General features: G+C 40.5%; 15 protein-coding genes. 8 read left to right on the forward strand and 7 right to left on the reverse strand.

Features of this window, described 5'->3' with window-relative positions:
* Positions 1-23: 23 nt before the first annotated feature.
* On the forward strand, positions 24-2,873 hold the full coding sequence (locus L6W14_RS23220) for a beta strand repeat-containing protein (RefSeq protein WP_371824158.1): 2,850 nt from the start codon (positions 24-26) through the stop codon (positions 2,871-2,873).
* Positions 2,874-3,013: 140 nt separating this feature from the next.
* Here the strand turns inward: L6W14_RS23220 and hemY are convergent, their stop codons facing one another.
* The 3 genes from hemY to hemE form a co-directional block, all read right to left on the reverse strand.
* Entirely contained in the window at positions 3,014-4,435 is a 1,422-nt protein-coding gene (gene hemY / locus L6W14_RS18905; protein WP_237898678.1) for a protoporphyrinogen oxidase, read from the reverse strand.
* 14 nt (positions 4,436-4,449) lie between these two features.
* Positions 4,450-5,370 (reverse strand): ferrochelatase, encoded by a 921-nt coding sequence (hemH, locus tag L6W14_RS18910; RefSeq protein ID WP_131521110.1) that lies wholly within the window; start codon positions 5,368-5,370, stop codon positions 4,450-4,452.
* A gap of 155 nt (positions 5,371-5,525) precedes the next feature.
* Positions 5,526-6,575, reverse strand: coding sequence for a uroporphyrinogen decarboxylase (gene hemE / locus L6W14_RS18915; RefSeq protein WP_131521109.1), 1,050 nt, complete (start codon positions 6,573-6,575; stop codon positions 5,526-5,528).
* A 233-nt stretch (positions 6,576-6,808) separates the two neighbouring features.
* On the opposite strand from hemE, the gene L6W14_RS18920 reads away from it, so the two are divergent.
* Complete coding sequence (locus L6W14_RS18920; protein ID WP_237898679.1) at positions 6,809-7,324, forward strand: antibiotic biosynthesis monooxygenase family protein; 516 nt, start codon at positions 6,809-6,811, stop codon at positions 7,322-7,324.
* A 70-nt stretch (positions 7,325-7,394) separates the two neighbouring features.
* Here the strand turns inward: L6W14_RS18920 and L6W14_RS18925 are convergent, their stop codons facing one another.
* Together L6W14_RS18925 and L6W14_RS18930 are read right to left on the reverse strand one after the other, a co-directional pair.
* A complete protein-coding gene (locus L6W14_RS18925) occupies positions 7,395-8,576 on the reverse strand; it encodes an ABC transporter permease (protein ID WP_237898681.1) in 1,182 nt (393 codons plus the stop codon).
* On the reverse strand, positions 8,560-9,309 hold the full coding sequence (locus tag L6W14_RS18930; protein ID WP_131521106.1) for an ABC transporter ATP-binding protein: 750 nt from the start codon (positions 9,307-9,309) through the stop codon (positions 8,560-8,562). The genes L6W14_RS18925 and L6W14_RS18930 overlap by 17 nt, the downstream gene beginning before the upstream one ends.
* Before the next feature lie 104 nt (positions 9,310-9,413).
* On the opposite strand from L6W14_RS18930, the gene L6W14_RS18935 reads away from it, so the two are divergent.
* From L6W14_RS18935 to L6W14_RS18955, 5 genes are all read left to right on the forward strand, one after another.
* A complete protein-coding gene (locus L6W14_RS18935) occupies positions 9,414-9,827 on the forward strand; it encodes an HIT family protein (RefSeq protein WP_237898683.1) in 414 nt (137 codons plus the stop codon).
* Positions 9,828-9,975: 148 nt separating this feature from the next.
* The gene (locus tag L6W14_RS18940) at positions 9,976-10,512 is read left to right on the forward strand and encodes a tryptophan transporter (RefSeq protein ID WP_112116634.1); all 537 of its coding nucleotides are present in this window, start codon (positions 9,976-9,978) and stop codon (positions 10,510-10,512) included.
* A gap of 134 nt (positions 10,513-10,646) precedes the next feature.
* On the forward strand, positions 10,647-11,042 hold the full coding sequence (locus L6W14_RS18945) for a YtxH domain-containing protein (RefSeq protein WP_237898684.1): 396 nt from the start codon (positions 10,647-10,649) through the stop codon (positions 11,040-11,042).
* Between the two features lie 157 nt (positions 11,043-11,199).
* The gene (locus L6W14_RS18950) at positions 11,200-11,760 is read left to right on the forward strand and encodes an HTH-type transcriptional regulator Hpr (protein ID WP_004230760.1); all 561 of its coding nucleotides are present in this window, start codon (positions 11,200-11,202) and stop codon (positions 11,758-11,760) included.
* A gap of 205 nt (positions 11,761-11,965) precedes the next feature.
* Entirely contained in the window at positions 11,966-12,511 is a 546-nt protein-coding gene (locus L6W14_RS18955) for a DUF3267 domain-containing protein (RefSeq protein ID WP_016992098.1), read from the forward strand.
* A 502-nt stretch (positions 12,512-13,013) separates the two neighbouring features.
* Here the strand turns inward: L6W14_RS18955 and L6W14_RS18965 are convergent.
* Entirely contained in the window at positions 13,014-13,118 is a 105-nt protein-coding gene (locus L6W14_RS18965; RefSeq protein WP_004230765.1) for a YjcZ family sporulation protein, read from the reverse strand.
* Between the two features lie 142 nt (positions 13,119-13,260).
* On the opposite strand from L6W14_RS18965, the gene L6W14_RS18970 reads away from it, so the two are divergent.
* Complete coding sequence (locus tag L6W14_RS18970) at positions 13,261-14,241, forward strand: peptidylprolyl isomerase (RefSeq protein WP_131521103.1); 981 nt, start codon at positions 13,261-13,263, stop codon at positions 14,239-14,241.
* Between the two features lie 61 nt (positions 14,242-14,302).
* Here L6W14_RS18970 and L6W14_RS18975 read toward each other — a convergent pair whose 3' ends face one another.
* Entirely contained in the window at positions 14,303-15,607 is a 1,305-nt protein-coding gene (locus L6W14_RS18975; RefSeq protein ID WP_237898685.1) for a methyl-accepting chemotaxis protein, read from the reverse strand.
* Between the last annotated feature and the right edge of the window lie 74 nt (positions 15,608-15,681).

Here is a 15,681-nt window from a genome sequence, read left to right on the forward strand (position 1 = left end):
TATTTGAGAGAGGAGGTGAGATTATGCATTTTGGAAATTTTATAGATAGAGTTTGCAGTAAGTGTCATTCATTTCCCTGTTGTTGTAAAACTGGTCCTATTCCAAGTTGTCCAATTTGGCCAGTGAAACCTACAGGACCAACCGGGGGGATAACTGGACCTACAGGTAGTACAGGTGTGACTGGCGTTACCGGGGCTACTGGTGTTACTGGCGCTACTGGGGCTACTGGTGAGACCGGCGTTACTGGCGTTACCGGCGCTACTGGCGGTACTGGGGCTACTGGGGTAACCGGCGCTACTGGCGTTACTGGGGCTACCGGCGCTACTGGCGTTACTGGGGTAACTGGCGCTACCGGCGCTACTGGCGGTACTGGGGCTACTGGTGAGACCGGCGTTACTGGCGTTACTGGGGTAACTGGGGCTACCGGCGTTACTGGGGTAACCGGCGTTACTGGCGCTACTGGCGCTACTGGCGCTACTGGCGCTACTGGAGTAACCGGGGCTACTGGCGCTACTGGCTTGACTGGCGGTACTGGGGTAACTGGCGCTACCGGCGCTACTGGCGTTACTGGGGCTACGGGTGAGACCGGCGTTGCTGGGGCTACGGGTGAGACCGGCGCTACTGGCGTGACTGGTTCTACGGGTGTAACCGGGGCTACTGGGGTAACTGGGGCTACCGGCGTTACTGGTGTAACCGGCGCTACTGGCGTTACCGGCGTTGCTGGCGCAATCGGACCTACTGGGGTAACTGGCGCTACTGGCGCTACCGGCGCGACTGGGGTAACTGGCGCTACCGGTGTTGCTGGTTCTACGGGCGTTACTGGGGCTACTGGGGTAACTGGGGCTACCGGCGCTACTGGGGCAATCGGACCTACTGGCGCTACCGGCGTTGCTGGGGCTACGGGTGAGACCGGCGCTACTGGCGTTACTGGTTCTACGGGTGTAACCGGCGCTACTGGCATTACTGGGGTAACTGGCGCTACCGGCGTTACTGGAGTAACCGGGGCTACTGGCGTTACCGGTGCAATCGGACCTACTGGGGCAATCGGACCTACTGGCGCTACCGGCGTTGCTGGGGCTACGGGTGAGACCGGCGCTACTGGCGTTACTGGTTCTACGGGTGTAACCGGCGCTACAGGTGTTACTGGCGCAATCGGACCTACTGGCGCTACCGGCGTTGCTGGGGCTACAGGTGAGACCGGCGCTACTGGCGTTACTGGTTCTACGGGTGTAACCGGCGCGACTGGCATTACTGGGGTAACTGGGGCTACCGGCGTTACTGGTGTAACCGGCGTTACTGGCGTTACTGGCGTTACTGGCGCTACTGGCGCAATCGGACCTACTGGCGCTACCGGCGTTGCTGGGGCTACAGGTGAGACCGGCGCTACTGGCGTTACTGGCGCTACTGGGGTAACCGGCGCTACTGGCGTTACTGGGGTGACCGGGGCTACCGGGGCTACCGGCGTTACTGGCGCTACCGGCGCTACTGGCGTTACTGGCGCTACTGGGGCAATCGGACCTACTGGGGTAACTGGGGCTACCGGTGTTGCTGGTTCTACGGGCGTTACCGGGGCTACTGGCGTTACTGGCGCAATCGGACCTACTGGCGCTACTGGGGTTACTGGGGCTACCGGCGCTACTGGCTTGACTGGCGCTACCGGCGTTACTGGCGCAATCGGACCTACTGGCGCTACCGGCGTTACTGGGGTAACTGGGGCTACCGGCGCTACTGGCGTTACTGGCGCAATCGGACCTACTGGCGCTACTGGCGTTACTGGGGCTACCGGCGCTACTGGCGTTACTGGCGCTACCGGCGCTACTGGCTTGACTGGCGCTACCGGCGTTACTGGCGCAATCGGACCTACTGGCGCTACAGGTGTTACTGGCGCAATCGGACCTACTGGCGCTACAGGTGTTACTGGCGCAATCGGACCTACTGGCGCTACCGGCGTTGCTGGGGCTACGGGTGAGACCGGCGCTACTGGGGTTACTGGTTCTACGGGTGTAACCGGGGCTACTGGGGTAACTGGGGCTACCGGCGTTACTGGTGTAACCGGGGCTACTGGCGTTACCGGCGTTGCTGGCGCAATCGGACCTACTGGGGTAACTGGGGCTACCGGCGTTACTGGAGTAACCGGGGCTACTGGCGTTACCGGTGCAATCGGACCTACTGGGGTAACTGGGGCTACCGGCGTTACTGGAGTAACCGGGGCTACTGGCGTTACCGGTGCAATCGGACCTACTGGGGTAACTGGCGCTACCGGCGTTACTGGAGTAACCGGGGCTACTGGCATTACCGGTGCAATCGGACCTACTGGCGCTACTGGGGTAACTGGCGCTACCGGGGTAACTGGGGCTATCGGCGTTACTGGCGCTACCGGTGCTACTGGGGCTGCGTTTACTGAAGGATTCTCTGCCTTTAAAAACACGTTGGCTGTTAGTGGATCTACTTCAATCACTAACTGGAGTGTTGCTTCACCATACTTTACAACACCTGCTTTCAATCCAACAACTGGGATATTCACTGTACCAACTACAGGTAGGTATTCCTTTGAAGCAACCATTAACTACTCCACTGCTGCGGCTATTACCGTTACTTTAGGAGCAGGAATAAACCCTTCATTTGCAATTAGACAAAATGCTACTACAAATTTAATTAGTGGCTTGTTCCCTGTACTAAACGTCAATGTGGCGCTTGTATTAACTTTACGCGCAGTTCTTGGAAATGGCACTATCACTTTAGCAGGAGAAGTGAATTTAAATGCTGGAGATACGATTGATTTGTTCTATGAAGCAAATGGATTGACTATCTCTCTTACACTAGGCGGCGCTAACTCTGGTGGTATTGTTTGGTCATGTCATCGAATTTCTTAGCGTTAGGACATTAATCAGCAATACAGCTCTTAGTAGAAATAGCAAACCACTATTTTGTGGTTTGCTATTTCTTTTTCATGTAACAATATAAAAAAATAGTACAAACATTGATAATAAATGTTTGTACTATCTGATTTGCATTACTTGAACATTTCCATTAATACTTCATTCGCAACCTGTTTACCTTGTTGTACACATTCTGGAATTGATATTCCTTCAAACGAGCTTCCTGCAAGCTTTACAGTTGGAAAATGTTCTTGTAATTCTTGCTTGATACGAAGGACTTTCGCCTCGTGCCCAACTGTATATTGTGGCATCGCATTTTTCCAACGTGTTACAACAGTTGTGATCGGTGCTCCATCGATACCAATCGTTTTCTTTAAATCCTGTAGCACGGTTTTTTCGATCTCCGTATCCGATAACGCCACAATTGCTTCGTCACCCACTCGACCAATATAACTACGTAATAATACATAATCCTCTGGTGAAGTACCTGGCCATTTTCGATTCATCCAAGTGCAGGAAGTAATTGAAAAATCACTATTTCGAGAGACATAAAAAGAAAGTGCATCTAAATCACCGAGTTGTTCCTTTTTAAAGGCCATTGTAACGGTTGCAATAGTTGCAGCCTTCATAGTGCCCAATTCATGTAATAGACTTAACTTACTAAACATTTTTTCAGCCATATTAAAGGGGGTAGCAATAATAACAGCATCTGCTTTAATATGCGAAAAATTATTGAGCATCACCTGAACTGAACCATCCTTACCATGCTCAATTTCCTCTACTTTGACACCCTTCATCACTGTCCCCGGAAGTAGGGATTCTTCAATACTTTCGATAAGTGTTTCAAGGCCATTGCTAAAGGTTTGAAAGATACCTTTATTTTCAGCTATGTGATGATTGCTTAAGAAATTCGTGCCTGACTTCTTCATACCAATCAGCAAACTACGATATTGTTGTTCTAAACTATAAAGCTGCGGGAAGGTTGAACTCATACTTAATTGCTCAATATCCCCTGCAAATGTACCCGCTAGTAGGGGCTCTACTAGATTTTCCACAATCTCTGCACCAAATCTTCTTCTAAAAAAAGCGCCTAATGGTTGATCGTCATCCTGTGTAGAACGAGGAATGAAAAAGTCCCCCGCCGCACGAACTTTACCACTAAGTGAGAACAGGCCAGAAGTTATGAATGAAGAGATATGTGGTGTCTCTCCAGATAGGAGATGACTAGGTATTGGATATAACTGACTACCAACAGCAACATAGTTTGGACCCGCATTACTTGTTAATAGTTTCTGTTCGATCCCGAGATCCTTCGCTAAAGCATTGACATAGTTTTCACGATCAAAAAAAGATTCTGGCCCACGCTCAATAATGAATCCATCTTTTCTTAGAGTTTGAATTTTTCCGCCAAGACGTAATGACGACTCGACAAGTACGATATCTAATGGCAATTCTTTTGCGCTTGCTTCTTTTTGCATATAGAACGCAGCTGTAAGGCCTGTAATGCCACCGCCTATGACAACTACCTTTCGTCTTTTCTGAGTCACCAACATCATCACTTTCTTTTCGCTTAGCTTAATTTTTTATGAATCGCCTCTACCATCGCATCAATAAATAAAGGATGTGTATTTGGCATCGCTGGACGATAGTATTTTGCACCAAGTTCATCACAAACAACTTTACATTCGTAATCGTTGTCATACAACACTTCTAAATGCTCTGTTACGAAACCTACTGGTGTATAAACAAATGAACGGAAGCCTTTTTCTTCGAATAGCTCACGTGTTAAGTCTTGAACATCTGGACCAATCCAAGGCTCTGGGGTTTGGCCTGCTGATTGCCAGCCAACCTCTACATTTTTTAAACCAGTCGCAGCTTGAATAAGACGAGCTGTTTCAATTAGTTGATCTTCATATGGATCACCTAAGTTTTTAATTTTTTCAGGCAATGAATGTGCTGATACAACTAGACAAGCTGTCTCACGTTCTTCTTCTGACATTGCATTGAATGTCTCATTCACTTGTTGTTTCCAGTATTCTATGAATTTTGGCTCGTCATACCAAGATTCCACAGAAGTTATCTTTAAGCGACCTCCTGCAGCCTCTTCAGCACGACCATTATAAGACTTAATTGAGAAAGTAGAGAAATGAGGAGCTAAAACAATAGAAACCGCTTCTTTTATGCCCTCCTCCACCATTTGCTCTACTGCATCTTCTATAAATGGATGAATATGTTTTAAACCAATAAACAATTTATATTCTACAGCATCCTGTACTTCGTTCAAACGTGTACATAATGCTTCAGCTTGTGCTTGTGTTGCCGCAGCTAATGGGGATAAACCACCGATTGCTTCATAGCGGCTACGTAAATCTTCTAAATGCTCTGCAGAAGGTTTACGTCCATGACGAATATGCGTATAGTAAGGTTCAATATCTTCTTCTTTATAAGGTGTGCCGTATGCCATTACTAATAAGCCTTTAACTTCTTTCATTACCCTTTTCACCTCTAAAATTGTTTTATGTTTTCATACATTATGTGATAAAAAGAAGCTGCCCAATCTGGCTTGTTGGACAGCCCCTTTTCTACATTGAAATAAAAATTTCCTATATAGAAAAGGTCATATGATTCACGCCTGATTGTCTTCTATTAAGAACGAGCTTGAATTTGTTGAGCACTATATTCATGAATAAGCGTTGTAAGACGTTTTAAGACATCTGGGTCAACCTCTGGGAAAACACCATGACCAAGATTAAAGATATGACCTGGCATTTCTAGACCTTGATCAATAATATCTTTCGTTCGTTTCTCAATCACTGACCAATCTGCAAGTAATAGAGATGGATCTAAGTTTCCTTGTACAGGCTTGGTAATACCATTGGCACGTGCGTCTTTAATCGGTAAACGCCAATCTAAGCCCACAACATCTATCGGTAAATCATTCCATTCCCTTGCTAAATGGCTAGCACCCACTCCAAATTGAATTAATGGTACATTTTCTTTTTGCAACTCTGCAAAAATACGAGTCATAATCGGTTTAATAAATACACGGTAATCCTCTACATTTAGGGCTCCAACCCATGAATCGAATACTTGGATAGCTTTTGCACCAGCTTTAATTTGAGCCGTTACATCTGCAATAATCATGTCAGCAAGTTTATCCATTAAAGCAAACCAAGCTTGAGGTTCTGATACCATAAATGATTTTGTTTTATTATAGTTTCTTGAAGGTCCACCTTCAATCATGTAGCTTGCAAGTGTGAATGGGGCTCCAGCAAAACCGATTAGAGGTACATTTAATTGCTCTTCTGCAAGTAATTTGATTGTCTCTAATACAAATGGTGTATGCTCTTTAGCATTGAATTCACCTAGTTTTTCTACATCCGCTACTGAACGAATAGGATTTGAAATAACAGGACCAACACCTGCCTTGATTTTCACATCTATCCCAATTCCAGGGAGAGGTGTGACAATATCTTTATATAAAATAGCAGCATCTACATTGTAATTTTCTACAGGTAGACGAGTGACATACGCACATAGCTCAGGTTGATGTGTAATTTCCTCTAAGGAATACTTTTCTTTAATGGCACGGTATTCTGGCTGAGAACGTCCTGCCTGACGCATATACCAAACTGGTGTATGAGCGGTCCTTTCTCCACGTGCAGCACGTAGAAGTGTATCATTAAAAGTTGTCATGAATAGTTCCTTCCCCTCAATAAATTCTTACTATAAAAAATCGCATGTTTATTCCTTTATTATTGATATCCGTTTCCAATAGTAAACGCTTCCTCTGTTATTGTATAGTTTTCCTAGTGAAATGTCATAAAATTGTTCTTTCTAGGCATATTCTTTTTGAACGGAGCGTTAGACTTACGCCAGAAAGGGTATAATCACGCTATATTAGTAAGATTCATAAGGAGGATAAATTCATGTATATTTATTTAACTTCTGGTACTGGCGATTTTTTGGAACAGGTAAAAAATAAGTATCCTAATGAACATATGATTTTAATTCATGGCGAAGGTAACTCTGTACTGATACATGAAACAGAAGGAAAAACAGTATTTGCGACACCCCGTAAATTTGAAGTGCTAGATTCAGTAAATGATTTAGAGGAACATGGTTTCTTTGTTTTCAATAATATTCCTGTAACAGATGAAGGAAGACCAGTTTTCGAGCATCGCTTTTTAGAACGTTCACGCGCTATTGAAAACGAGCCTGGCTTTGTTGCCTTCCGTTTATTAAGGCCTATCAAGAGTGATACTTACATTGTCATGACTCAATGGCATGGACCCCATTCATTTGAGGCATGGAAGAGTTCTAAAGCCTATGAAACTGCCCATGCTAGAAGAGATGATTCAACTGGGATACGCCAGCAAAATATCTTCTCATCAGCTTCTTATGTAACTACCTATAGTGCTATACCGAAAGAAGAAGATTCATAATAAATTTAAATAATTAAAAGCTCATTTATCCAACAATATCATTGGTAAATGAGCTTTTTAGTATTTTATTCTACTTTGAAACCTTCGACGTTAATTCACTAATCATCATAACAATGATGAAGGCAATATAAAACATTGGTTGTGTCATAGCACATAAGCCCACAACAATAGCTTGTGTAATCATGGCTAAACGCACAATTTGCTTCACAGCTAGTTGACGAGCATGATCTGGTAACGGATAGAGCATGTCCATTCGAAATTCGCCACTGGCTAACAGAGCTTGTTTTAACTGAATAGTTGTCGCAAAGCTGAGTGCACCCGCTACAATCCATGTAACGACAGGAATATCTACAAATGCCGCAATGATTGCTGATATAGCAGTAAGGCGTACCCATAAATAGAAATGGTCATCTGTCCGAATAAAGGTACGAAATACCAGGTACTTTTGAGCATTTCCCTGACCGTATGGTACAAATTTATAGAGCCAGTCCATCCAGCTTCGACGTCGAATGCTACCGTGTAAATGAGGTACGTCTGTAAAATAATTTGCAAAACGATAGAAGCTCATCATACGATTCTGTTCAAGCTTGACAAAATGCTCATACGGCACTGGTTCGCCAACTGATTTTTTACTAAAGACCATCAAATAAACAACACTAATAACTGTCGCGATTACTGCTAATAACAACTGCGCATGAAGCCCCATATAAACAGCAGCCGCAAAAATGACAGCTCGGATAAACCTATCTACCCAAACCATCTGCCCTCGTTCACTATAACGATAGCTGAATTCTCCTCGAACACTTAGATATTTCAACACAATAGTAAGTAAAAATATTGTCCATATTTCGACCGTTGTTAATTCAGTCACGGCTTTTAATAAAGGGATACTAACAATATAGACAATCGCTACAATCCACACTTGAGACCAAAACGTCCAAGCCAACGCCTTGCTGAAGTACAAAGACATCTTTGATTCTAAAGGTAATAAGTATACTTGATCTGGCTCTCTCAACAATGTAGTCGGACGGCTAAAGGCCAATAAAATCCCTATGATAACAGCTATCAGGACTTCTGCTGGAAAGTCTGTTTGAACAACTTTCAGCCATTCGCTATATTGATAGCCCCCTGCTCCTATTAGAAATACAAGTACGATGGCTATATGCCCTGTAAAAATAAATTGCATATATTTTTGTACTTCTCCTATATAATGCATGAAGCGAGAGGACCATACATCACGCAAGTTCTTCATGGTCCCGCTCCTTTGTCATAGCAATATAGAGGTCATCTAATGTCGCATTCGGCATAGCAAATGATTGACGTAAATCAGCCATTGTTCCTTGTGCTCGAACTTTTCCTTCATGCAATAAGATAATGCGATCACAATACTTTTCAGCTGTCGATAGAATATGTGTAGACATTAATATAGAAGCGCCTTCTTTTTTCTTTTCATCCATTTGGTCTAATAACGATTGAATACCTAGTGGATCCAATCCCACAAAAGGTTCATCAATAATATATAGACTTGGATTCACTAAAAAGGCACACATAATCATAACTTTTTGACGCATTCCCTTCGAAAAATGTGAAGGGAACCAATTTAATCTTTTCTCCATTCGAAACTCTTTTAATAGTACCTCAGAACGAGCATCCAGTGTTGCTTTGTCAATACCGTAAGCCATTGCTGTTAATTCTAAATGCTCTCTTAATGTTAGCTCATCGTACAATACAGGGGTTTCAGGAATATAAGAAAAAGCTGTACGATACTTGTCCGTATCTTCCTTTAAGGTTACACCATTTAGACGAATGTCACCTTCCTTTGGCAACATTGTTCCTATAATATGTTTAATCGTTGTACTTTTACCAGCTCCATTTAAGCCAATTAAGCCAACTAGTTCACCTTTTCCAATCGTAAAAGATAGATCTTTAATAACAGGTTTTCTTGTATAACCACCTGTCACACGCTGTACCTCTAATACTGACATATTCTCACTCCTCTTCTTGTATTATATATTATCAAAAATTAGCAAATGATACAGGTTTGAGTATGATAGAATGTACTTACATATACGTTAAGGGGGAAATTCTTATGAGCGATTGCCTATTTTGCAAAATTATCGATGGTTCTATTCCAAGTACAAAAATTTACGAAGACGATCATGTCTATGTATTCACAGACATTTCACCTGTTGCAAAGGGCCATACACTATTAATTCCAAAACATCACTGCCAAGATCTATTTGAAATGCCAGAGGAAGTGGCGCGTAATCTATATGCTGTAGCGCCAAAAATTGCAAATGCTATTAAAGCAGCATTTCAGCCCATTGGTTTGAATACCATTAATAACAACGGTGCTGCTGCTGGACAAACTGTTTTCCACTACCACTTACATTTTATTCCGCGTTACGATGAAAAAGAAGGGCTAGGCTTAATTTGGCAAACACAAAAGTACTCACCAGAGCAGTTGACAGAAGTAGCAGAAAGTATTAAAGCCAATCTATAAGCCATTTGTAATATTTTAACATCTGAATGTTCAGAATACTGTATTGCAAATTTTAAAAATTTAGCGTACAATCACAAATAAGTTTCGCTAGCGGTCAAGAGGACACGTTAGGAGACAAATAGATTAGCATAGTCGAGGAGAGATTCAAATGAATACAAAGAATTTAGTATTAATGGCACTATTAGTTGGTGTCGGTGCTGCACTTTATGTGGTTACACCAGGAATGGTGAATGGGATGAAGCCTGATTTTATGTTAACCATGATGTTTATTGGTATTCTGTTATTCCCAACAGTGAAAGAAACGTTCCTACTTTCTCTTTCAACAGGGGTGCTTTCAGGTTTATTTACAACATTCCCAGCAGGTCTAGTTCCAAATATTATTGATAAAGCTGTTACTGGTTTTGTATTTTTAGCTGCTTTAATCATTCTCAAAAAACTGGCAGGTCATTTCGCCGTATCTGCTGTATTAGTTGGCTTGGGAACAATTCTTTCAGGAACTGTTTTCTTAGCAGTAGCGCTTTTTGTATTTAATGCAAATGTTGGCGCGACGTTTGCGATGCTATTTATTGGCGTTGTCCTTCCAGCTGTCGTATTTAACGTTGTTGCGTTTGCCGTTATTTACCCAATTGTTTCAAAATTAGTGAAGCGCTCTAAATTCAATACAGCTATTTCTCAAATTTCATAAGTAAACATTTTAAATAATCAAAAGAAACTAAACTGTGAAGGTCAAATCATTCGTTTAGTTTCTTTTTTCTTTTTGTATTGGTGCATTTCATGGTTTAATAGTAAATAAACATGACTAGAAATGAGGTATCTAATATGAAAGCAAAACCATTTTTACTTGGACTAACTACAGGAATTATCGGGGGGACAATCGCTGTGCTTTTCTCCACGCCACAATCTGGGCAACAGCTACGTGCTTCTGTTAAACAAAATGTTGACCAAACAAAGGGTATGCTCCTTGATGTAAAACAACAAGTAGGAACTGTTAAACAATCTGTTAATGCATTAACAATTGAAGTGAAAAATAATATCCCACAAATAATAAATGATTTAAAGCAAACAATTACGACTTTTACTGAAGAAATCGAACCAACGAAAAATAATTTACAACAAGAATTAGATGCTTTACAGAATTCGATAAGCGAAATCGAGAAAAACATTGCACAAATTACAGAAAATAAGAAAAAACCTCAAGAAAAAGTTAGCGACTAAAGTCCTTATCGATAGTTAGATAATCTGTATTTTTATCAAAAACTATTGCTATAATATTATTTTTTAGCCACTTTTCAATTTTTTAATTTTTCTAACTTTAAACTTTTTTCCTTTACTGCTATAATATTTTTAAAAATGTGAAAGAAAGCAGTAGGTGATGGCTTTGTCAGAGGAATTATATACACAAAAAGAAGCGATGCTTTATAGTCAAAGAATCGCACAGTTATCAAAAGCGCTGTGGAAAGCGGTTGAAAAGGATTGGCAACAATGGATTAAACCTTATGATTTAAATATTAATGAACACCATATTTTATGGATTTCATACCATTTAAAAGGCGCTTCCATTTCTGATGTTGCGAAATTTGGCGTGATGCATGTTTCTACAGCATTTAATTTCTCCAAAAAATTAGAAGAGCGTGGCTTTCTCAAGTTTTCCAAGCGTGATGACGATAAACGTAATACGTATGTTGAACTTACAGAAGCTGGCACAGAGCTCATTATAGAGATGAATAAAAACTACCATAATACGTATCATTCCGTACTGGAAGGATCATTAGCATTAAAAGATTTATATGGCCGTTTCCCTGATTTTTTAGATGTAATGGCTGTTATTCGTAATATCTATGGTGAAGATTTCATCGATATTTTCGAACGCTCTTTCCAACATTTCCGTGATTCCTTTGACACACTAGAAGAACGCACACCTGTAAAAGGATAAGACGAAGCTTCAAACTGCACATAATTTTTCCTGCAATTATTTATAAGTTGAACAAAAATGAGTTATACTACTGTTCATTCAGGAATGAGTCATGTGAAAGGAGGTATTTCAGAAATATTTCTGAAGTACCTCCTTTTTCTTGCATTCTAACATAATTCAATTTACATTAAATAGGACACTTCCTATTCGGAGTTGATAAAAAACCATGCATTGCTGGAAAATTTTAAATTTAGAACATCATTACGGTACTACGCGTATTATTATAATGGGTGTCATTACTTTTTTATTGGTCTTTTCTGTTTCGTATGTAACGTTTAATTTATTTAATGAAGAGCATTATACAGATCGACTATTCTGGCTCTTTGTGATAGCTGTGCTAACACTTTATCCCATTCACAAATTTTTGCACTTTGTGGCCCTATTTGATTTACGCCAACATTTAAAATTACGTGTACGTAGTCAGTTTTATATAATTCCTGTTTTACACATGCGAATTCGAGAGCCATTATCTAAAAATCGATACATCTTAGCATTACTTACGCCTTTTATCGTTCTAAATACTAGTATTATAGTTGGAACATGGCTTTTACCAGCCTATACCCATTATGGGACATTGCTGTTAGCCTATCACTGTAGTCTGTGCCTGATTGATATCCTTTACGTAAAGTATCTCTTGAATTCACCTAAAAATTCACAAATAGAGGAAACACCTAAAGGCTATGAAATTTTAGTTCCACCGACCGTTCACTAAATGGCTTGTACTTGTTTTTTATTGACGTTCTTTGTTATGCTATTACTATTGAAAGAGGGGAGGAATAGACTTGCTATTAATGATTGTAGTTCTATTCTCGGTATTCTATTTATTTCAAATTAACCGCATGACATATGCTCTATGCATGCGACGTGAAATTCCCGAAGAAAACCAACCAAAAATATTCCGAACTATAAATATACTTATTACTATCCTACTTGTCTCATTCTACATTGAAATTTTATATGCAGTTTAACAGAAAAATCCATTACGCCTCGGCGTAATGGAATCTAATTTTTTGGGGCTTTTTTTGAAAAGGCCCTTTTTTAAAAAAGTGCACCATCCGCGCCCGTCCGCACGCTCGAAGATAAGTCGAGCCCCCCATGCAACAACTTTTACTAATCAAATAAATTGTTTAGAACCTAAGGCATGCGGCGCGAATGTCTAACATTGTTAAGAAAAGCTAAGAGTTGATGCTCTTAGCTTTTCGCTGTTTTATTAATTAGTATAGGAACGCTGCACCAACGATAATTAATAAAATAAATAACACAACTAATAAAGCAAAGCCTGAGCCGTAGCCACCGCCACCGTATCCTCCGTTGCCCATAACTTCACCCCCTTTCTTTCTATATCCTATGCGCTTCAAAATTTGAAATATAGGCAATACTCAAGGGGGAACCATTTTGTTTTTAAAACGTTTATGTTATAGTAAAAAATGGACGAAACCATGTTAGGAGAGAATATCCACTATGAAAAAGACAGTTTTATCTTTAACTTTAGCTGCGTCTGTATTAGCGCTTGGTGCTTGTAGCGGCGGAGATAGCAAAGCAATCGTTACTTCTAAAGTGGGCGATATTTCAGTAGCTGATTTTAATGAAAAGGCAAAAGCTTTAACAGGCTCATATGTAATGCAGCAAATGGTGACTGAAAAAGTTTTAGCTGACAAATATGAAGTAACAGATAAAGAAATCAAAGAAGCGTATGACACAACTGCATCACAATTTGGTGATGGCTTTACACAAGCGCTTGCTGAAAGTGGCTTAACAGAACAGGGCTTTAAAGATTCTTTACGTGTTCAACTTCTTCAAGAGAAAGCTTTGAAAGATCAAGCCATTAAAGAAGAAGATGTGAAAAAATACTACGAGCAAATGAAAACAGAATTAAATGGTCGTCATATTTTAGTAGCAGATGAAAAAACAGCAAAAGAAGTAATTGAAAAAATTAAGGGTGGCGCTAAGTTTGAGGACGTTGCAAAAGAGTACTCAACAGATACTGGCTCTGCTCAAAAAGGTGGAGAGCTTGGATGGTTCTCTGTAGGTTCAATGGTAGACGAATTTAACGATGCTGCTTATGCTCTTGAAGTAAATACATTAAGTGAGCCAGTAAAATCTAGCTTTGGTTACCATGTAATTGAAATTACGGACAAGCGTGATGTAAAAGGTGTTGGTTCATTTAAAGACGAAGAAGAAAACATTCGTTCAACTATGTTAAGTAAACTGAACCAAACTGGTGAAGCTCAAACGATTCTTAAAGATATCGTTGCTAAAATGGCTAAAGATGCCGATGTGAAAACATCTGATAAAGATTTAAAAGAACCGCTTAAATTCTTTACAACAACAAGTGAAGAACAAGCAAAAGCAGCTGAAGAAGCAGCTAAAAAAGCTGAAGAAAATGCGCCAAAAGAGGATTCTGAAGATAAAGCAGAAGATACTGACAAGGAATCTAAATAATTAGAGTCTAGTGTAACAAAAAGAGAAGCACCTGATACATCAGATGCTTCTCTTTTTTACTCTATTTTACTTTAAATTGGCTAATTTCAGTTTGCAGGTCATTTGACATTGTTTGAAGAACATTTGCAGCACTTGCTATTTCCTCATTAGAAGCACTTTGTTGCTCGATAGATAAAGCAATATGCTGTATGCCCGAAGATGTGCCATTCGCTATGCCAACGACTTCTTTTACAGCCTCATCTGTTTGACTTGCTTTCTCATTGACACGCAAGACAATATCCTTTACTTCCATTGTACGATGACTTATCTGTTGCAAATATACGACTATATTTTTAAAGGTATCGCCTGTCTGTTCAACTGATTCACGACCTTCCTCCACAAATTGCGTCCCACTATTAATAGCATAAACAGCACTGGAGGTTTGGTTTAAGATATCATCCACCAATGATCGAATATTATGTGCAGCCTTCCCAGATTCCTCTGCTAGCTTTCTTACTTCATCTGCTACTACTGCAAAGCCTTTTCCAGCCTCTCCTGCACGAGCTGCTTCAATAGATGCATTTAATGCAAGCAAGTTTGTTTGATCTGTAATACTTGTAATCAACGCTACAATCGTACTGATTTCCTTTGATTTTTCACCTAAAGCATTCACAACTGCGGTTGACTGATGAACAGATTCATTTATGGTATTCATTTTTTCAATCGTTTGTTCAATTAACTGTAATCCTAAATCAGCCTTTTGGTTTGTTTCATTTGCTATTGAGGCCATTTCCTGTACAGCAGAGGATGCATGATCCATATCTTTAGTAATTAAATGTTGTGATTCAGATAATAAATCCATTTGCCTTAGTTGTCCTTCTGCACTGGAGGCAATTTCCCCAATGGCACTAGAAATAGTTTCAACTGTTTGACTACTTTGCTCGGTAATCGTTGTAAATTCCTTTGTAAAGGTTGATACATCTGTCGATGCTTTATTCGCCTTTTCAATGACCGTCCCAATTTGTTCTAGCATATGATTAAATTCAGTTGATAATTGACCAATTTCATCTTTTAATCGATCGTCAATGCGAACAGTTAAATCGCCATCTGCAGCTTGGGTCATAGCATTTAACACACGCTTTACACGCCTTAAGACAATATACCTTGTACATAACGAAATAATTACCGTGCCAATAAATAACGAAATAAATGTATTAATGGCAACCCCAGCACTTCCATTCAAATGCACTACCTTCTCGAATTGACGACTAACAAATTCTGAAATATGGGAGCTAATAAATAAACTTATGCCGATAGCTAGTATCATTTTGAAAATTAAACTTTTCCAAAACTTAATTTTTCGTGAAAAAAGTCCCTCTGTATCCATTACTTTTCCCCATTCCTATAATTTCTCTCTCTATTCTAAATTAAATATTCCCATTGGTACAATAGTTAGGCACT

This window comes from Lysinibacillus sp. ACHW1.5 (assembly GCF_022014815.1).
In the GTDB taxonomy this organism is placed as follows: Bacteria; Bacillota; Bacilli; order Bacillales_A; family Planococcaceae; genus Lysinibacillus; species Lysinibacillus capsici.

Excerpts from the sequence above, each read along its gene's own strand:
- L6W14_RS23220 (WP_371824158.1), top strand. The coding sequence starts at position 24 with ATGCATTTTGGAAATTTTATAGATAGAGTTTGCAGTAAGTGTCATTCA.
- hemY (WP_237898678.1), bottom strand. The coding sequence starts at position 4,435 with ATGATGTTGGTGACTCAGAAAAGACGAAAGGTAGTTGTCATAGGCGGT.
- hemH (WP_131521110.1), bottom strand. The coding sequence starts at position 5,370 with ATGAAAGAAGTTAAAGGCTTATTAGTAATGGCATACGGCACACCTTAT.
- hemE (WP_131521109.1), bottom strand. The coding sequence starts at position 6,575 with ATGACAACTTTTAATGATACACTTCTACGTGCTGCACGTGGAGAAAGG.
- L6W14_RS18920 (WP_237898679.1), top strand. The coding sequence starts at position 6,809 with ATGTATATTTATTTAACTTCTGGTACTGGCGATTTTTTGGAACAGGTA.
- L6W14_RS18925 (WP_237898681.1), bottom strand. The coding sequence starts at position 8,576 with ATGAAGAACTTGCGTGATGTATGGTCCTCTCGCTTCATGCATTATATA.
- L6W14_RS18930 (WP_131521106.1), bottom strand. The coding sequence starts at position 9,309 with ATGTCAGTATTAGAGGTACAGCGTGTGACAGGTGGTTATACAAGAAAA.
- L6W14_RS18935 (WP_237898683.1), top strand. The coding sequence starts at position 9,414 with ATGAGCGATTGCCTATTTTGCAAAATTATCGATGGTTCTATTCCAAGT.
- L6W14_RS18940 (WP_112116634.1), top strand. The coding sequence starts at position 9,976 with ATGAATACAAAGAATTTAGTATTAATGGCACTATTAGTTGGTGTCGGT.
- L6W14_RS18945 (WP_237898684.1), top strand. The coding sequence starts at position 10,647 with ATGAAAGCAAAACCATTTTTACTTGGACTAACTACAGGAATTATCGGG.
- L6W14_RS18950 (WP_004230760.1), top strand. The coding sequence starts at position 11,200 with ATGGCTTTGTCAGAGGAATTATATACACAAAAAGAAGCGATGCTTTAT.
- L6W14_RS18955 (WP_016992098.1), top strand. The coding sequence starts at position 11,966 with ATGCATTGCTGGAAAATTTTAAATTTAGAACATCATTACGGTACTACG.
- L6W14_RS18965 (WP_004230765.1), bottom strand. The coding sequence starts at position 13,118 with ATGGGCAACGGAGGATACGGTGGCGGTGGCTACGGCTCAGGCTTTGCT.
- L6W14_RS18970 (WP_131521103.1), top strand. The coding sequence starts at position 13,261 with ATGAAAAAGACAGTTTTATCTTTAACTTTAGCTGCGTCTGTATTAGCG.
- L6W14_RS18975 (WP_237898685.1), bottom strand. The coding sequence starts at position 15,607 with ATGGATACAGAGGGACTTTTTTCACGAAAAATTAAGTTTTGGAAAAGT.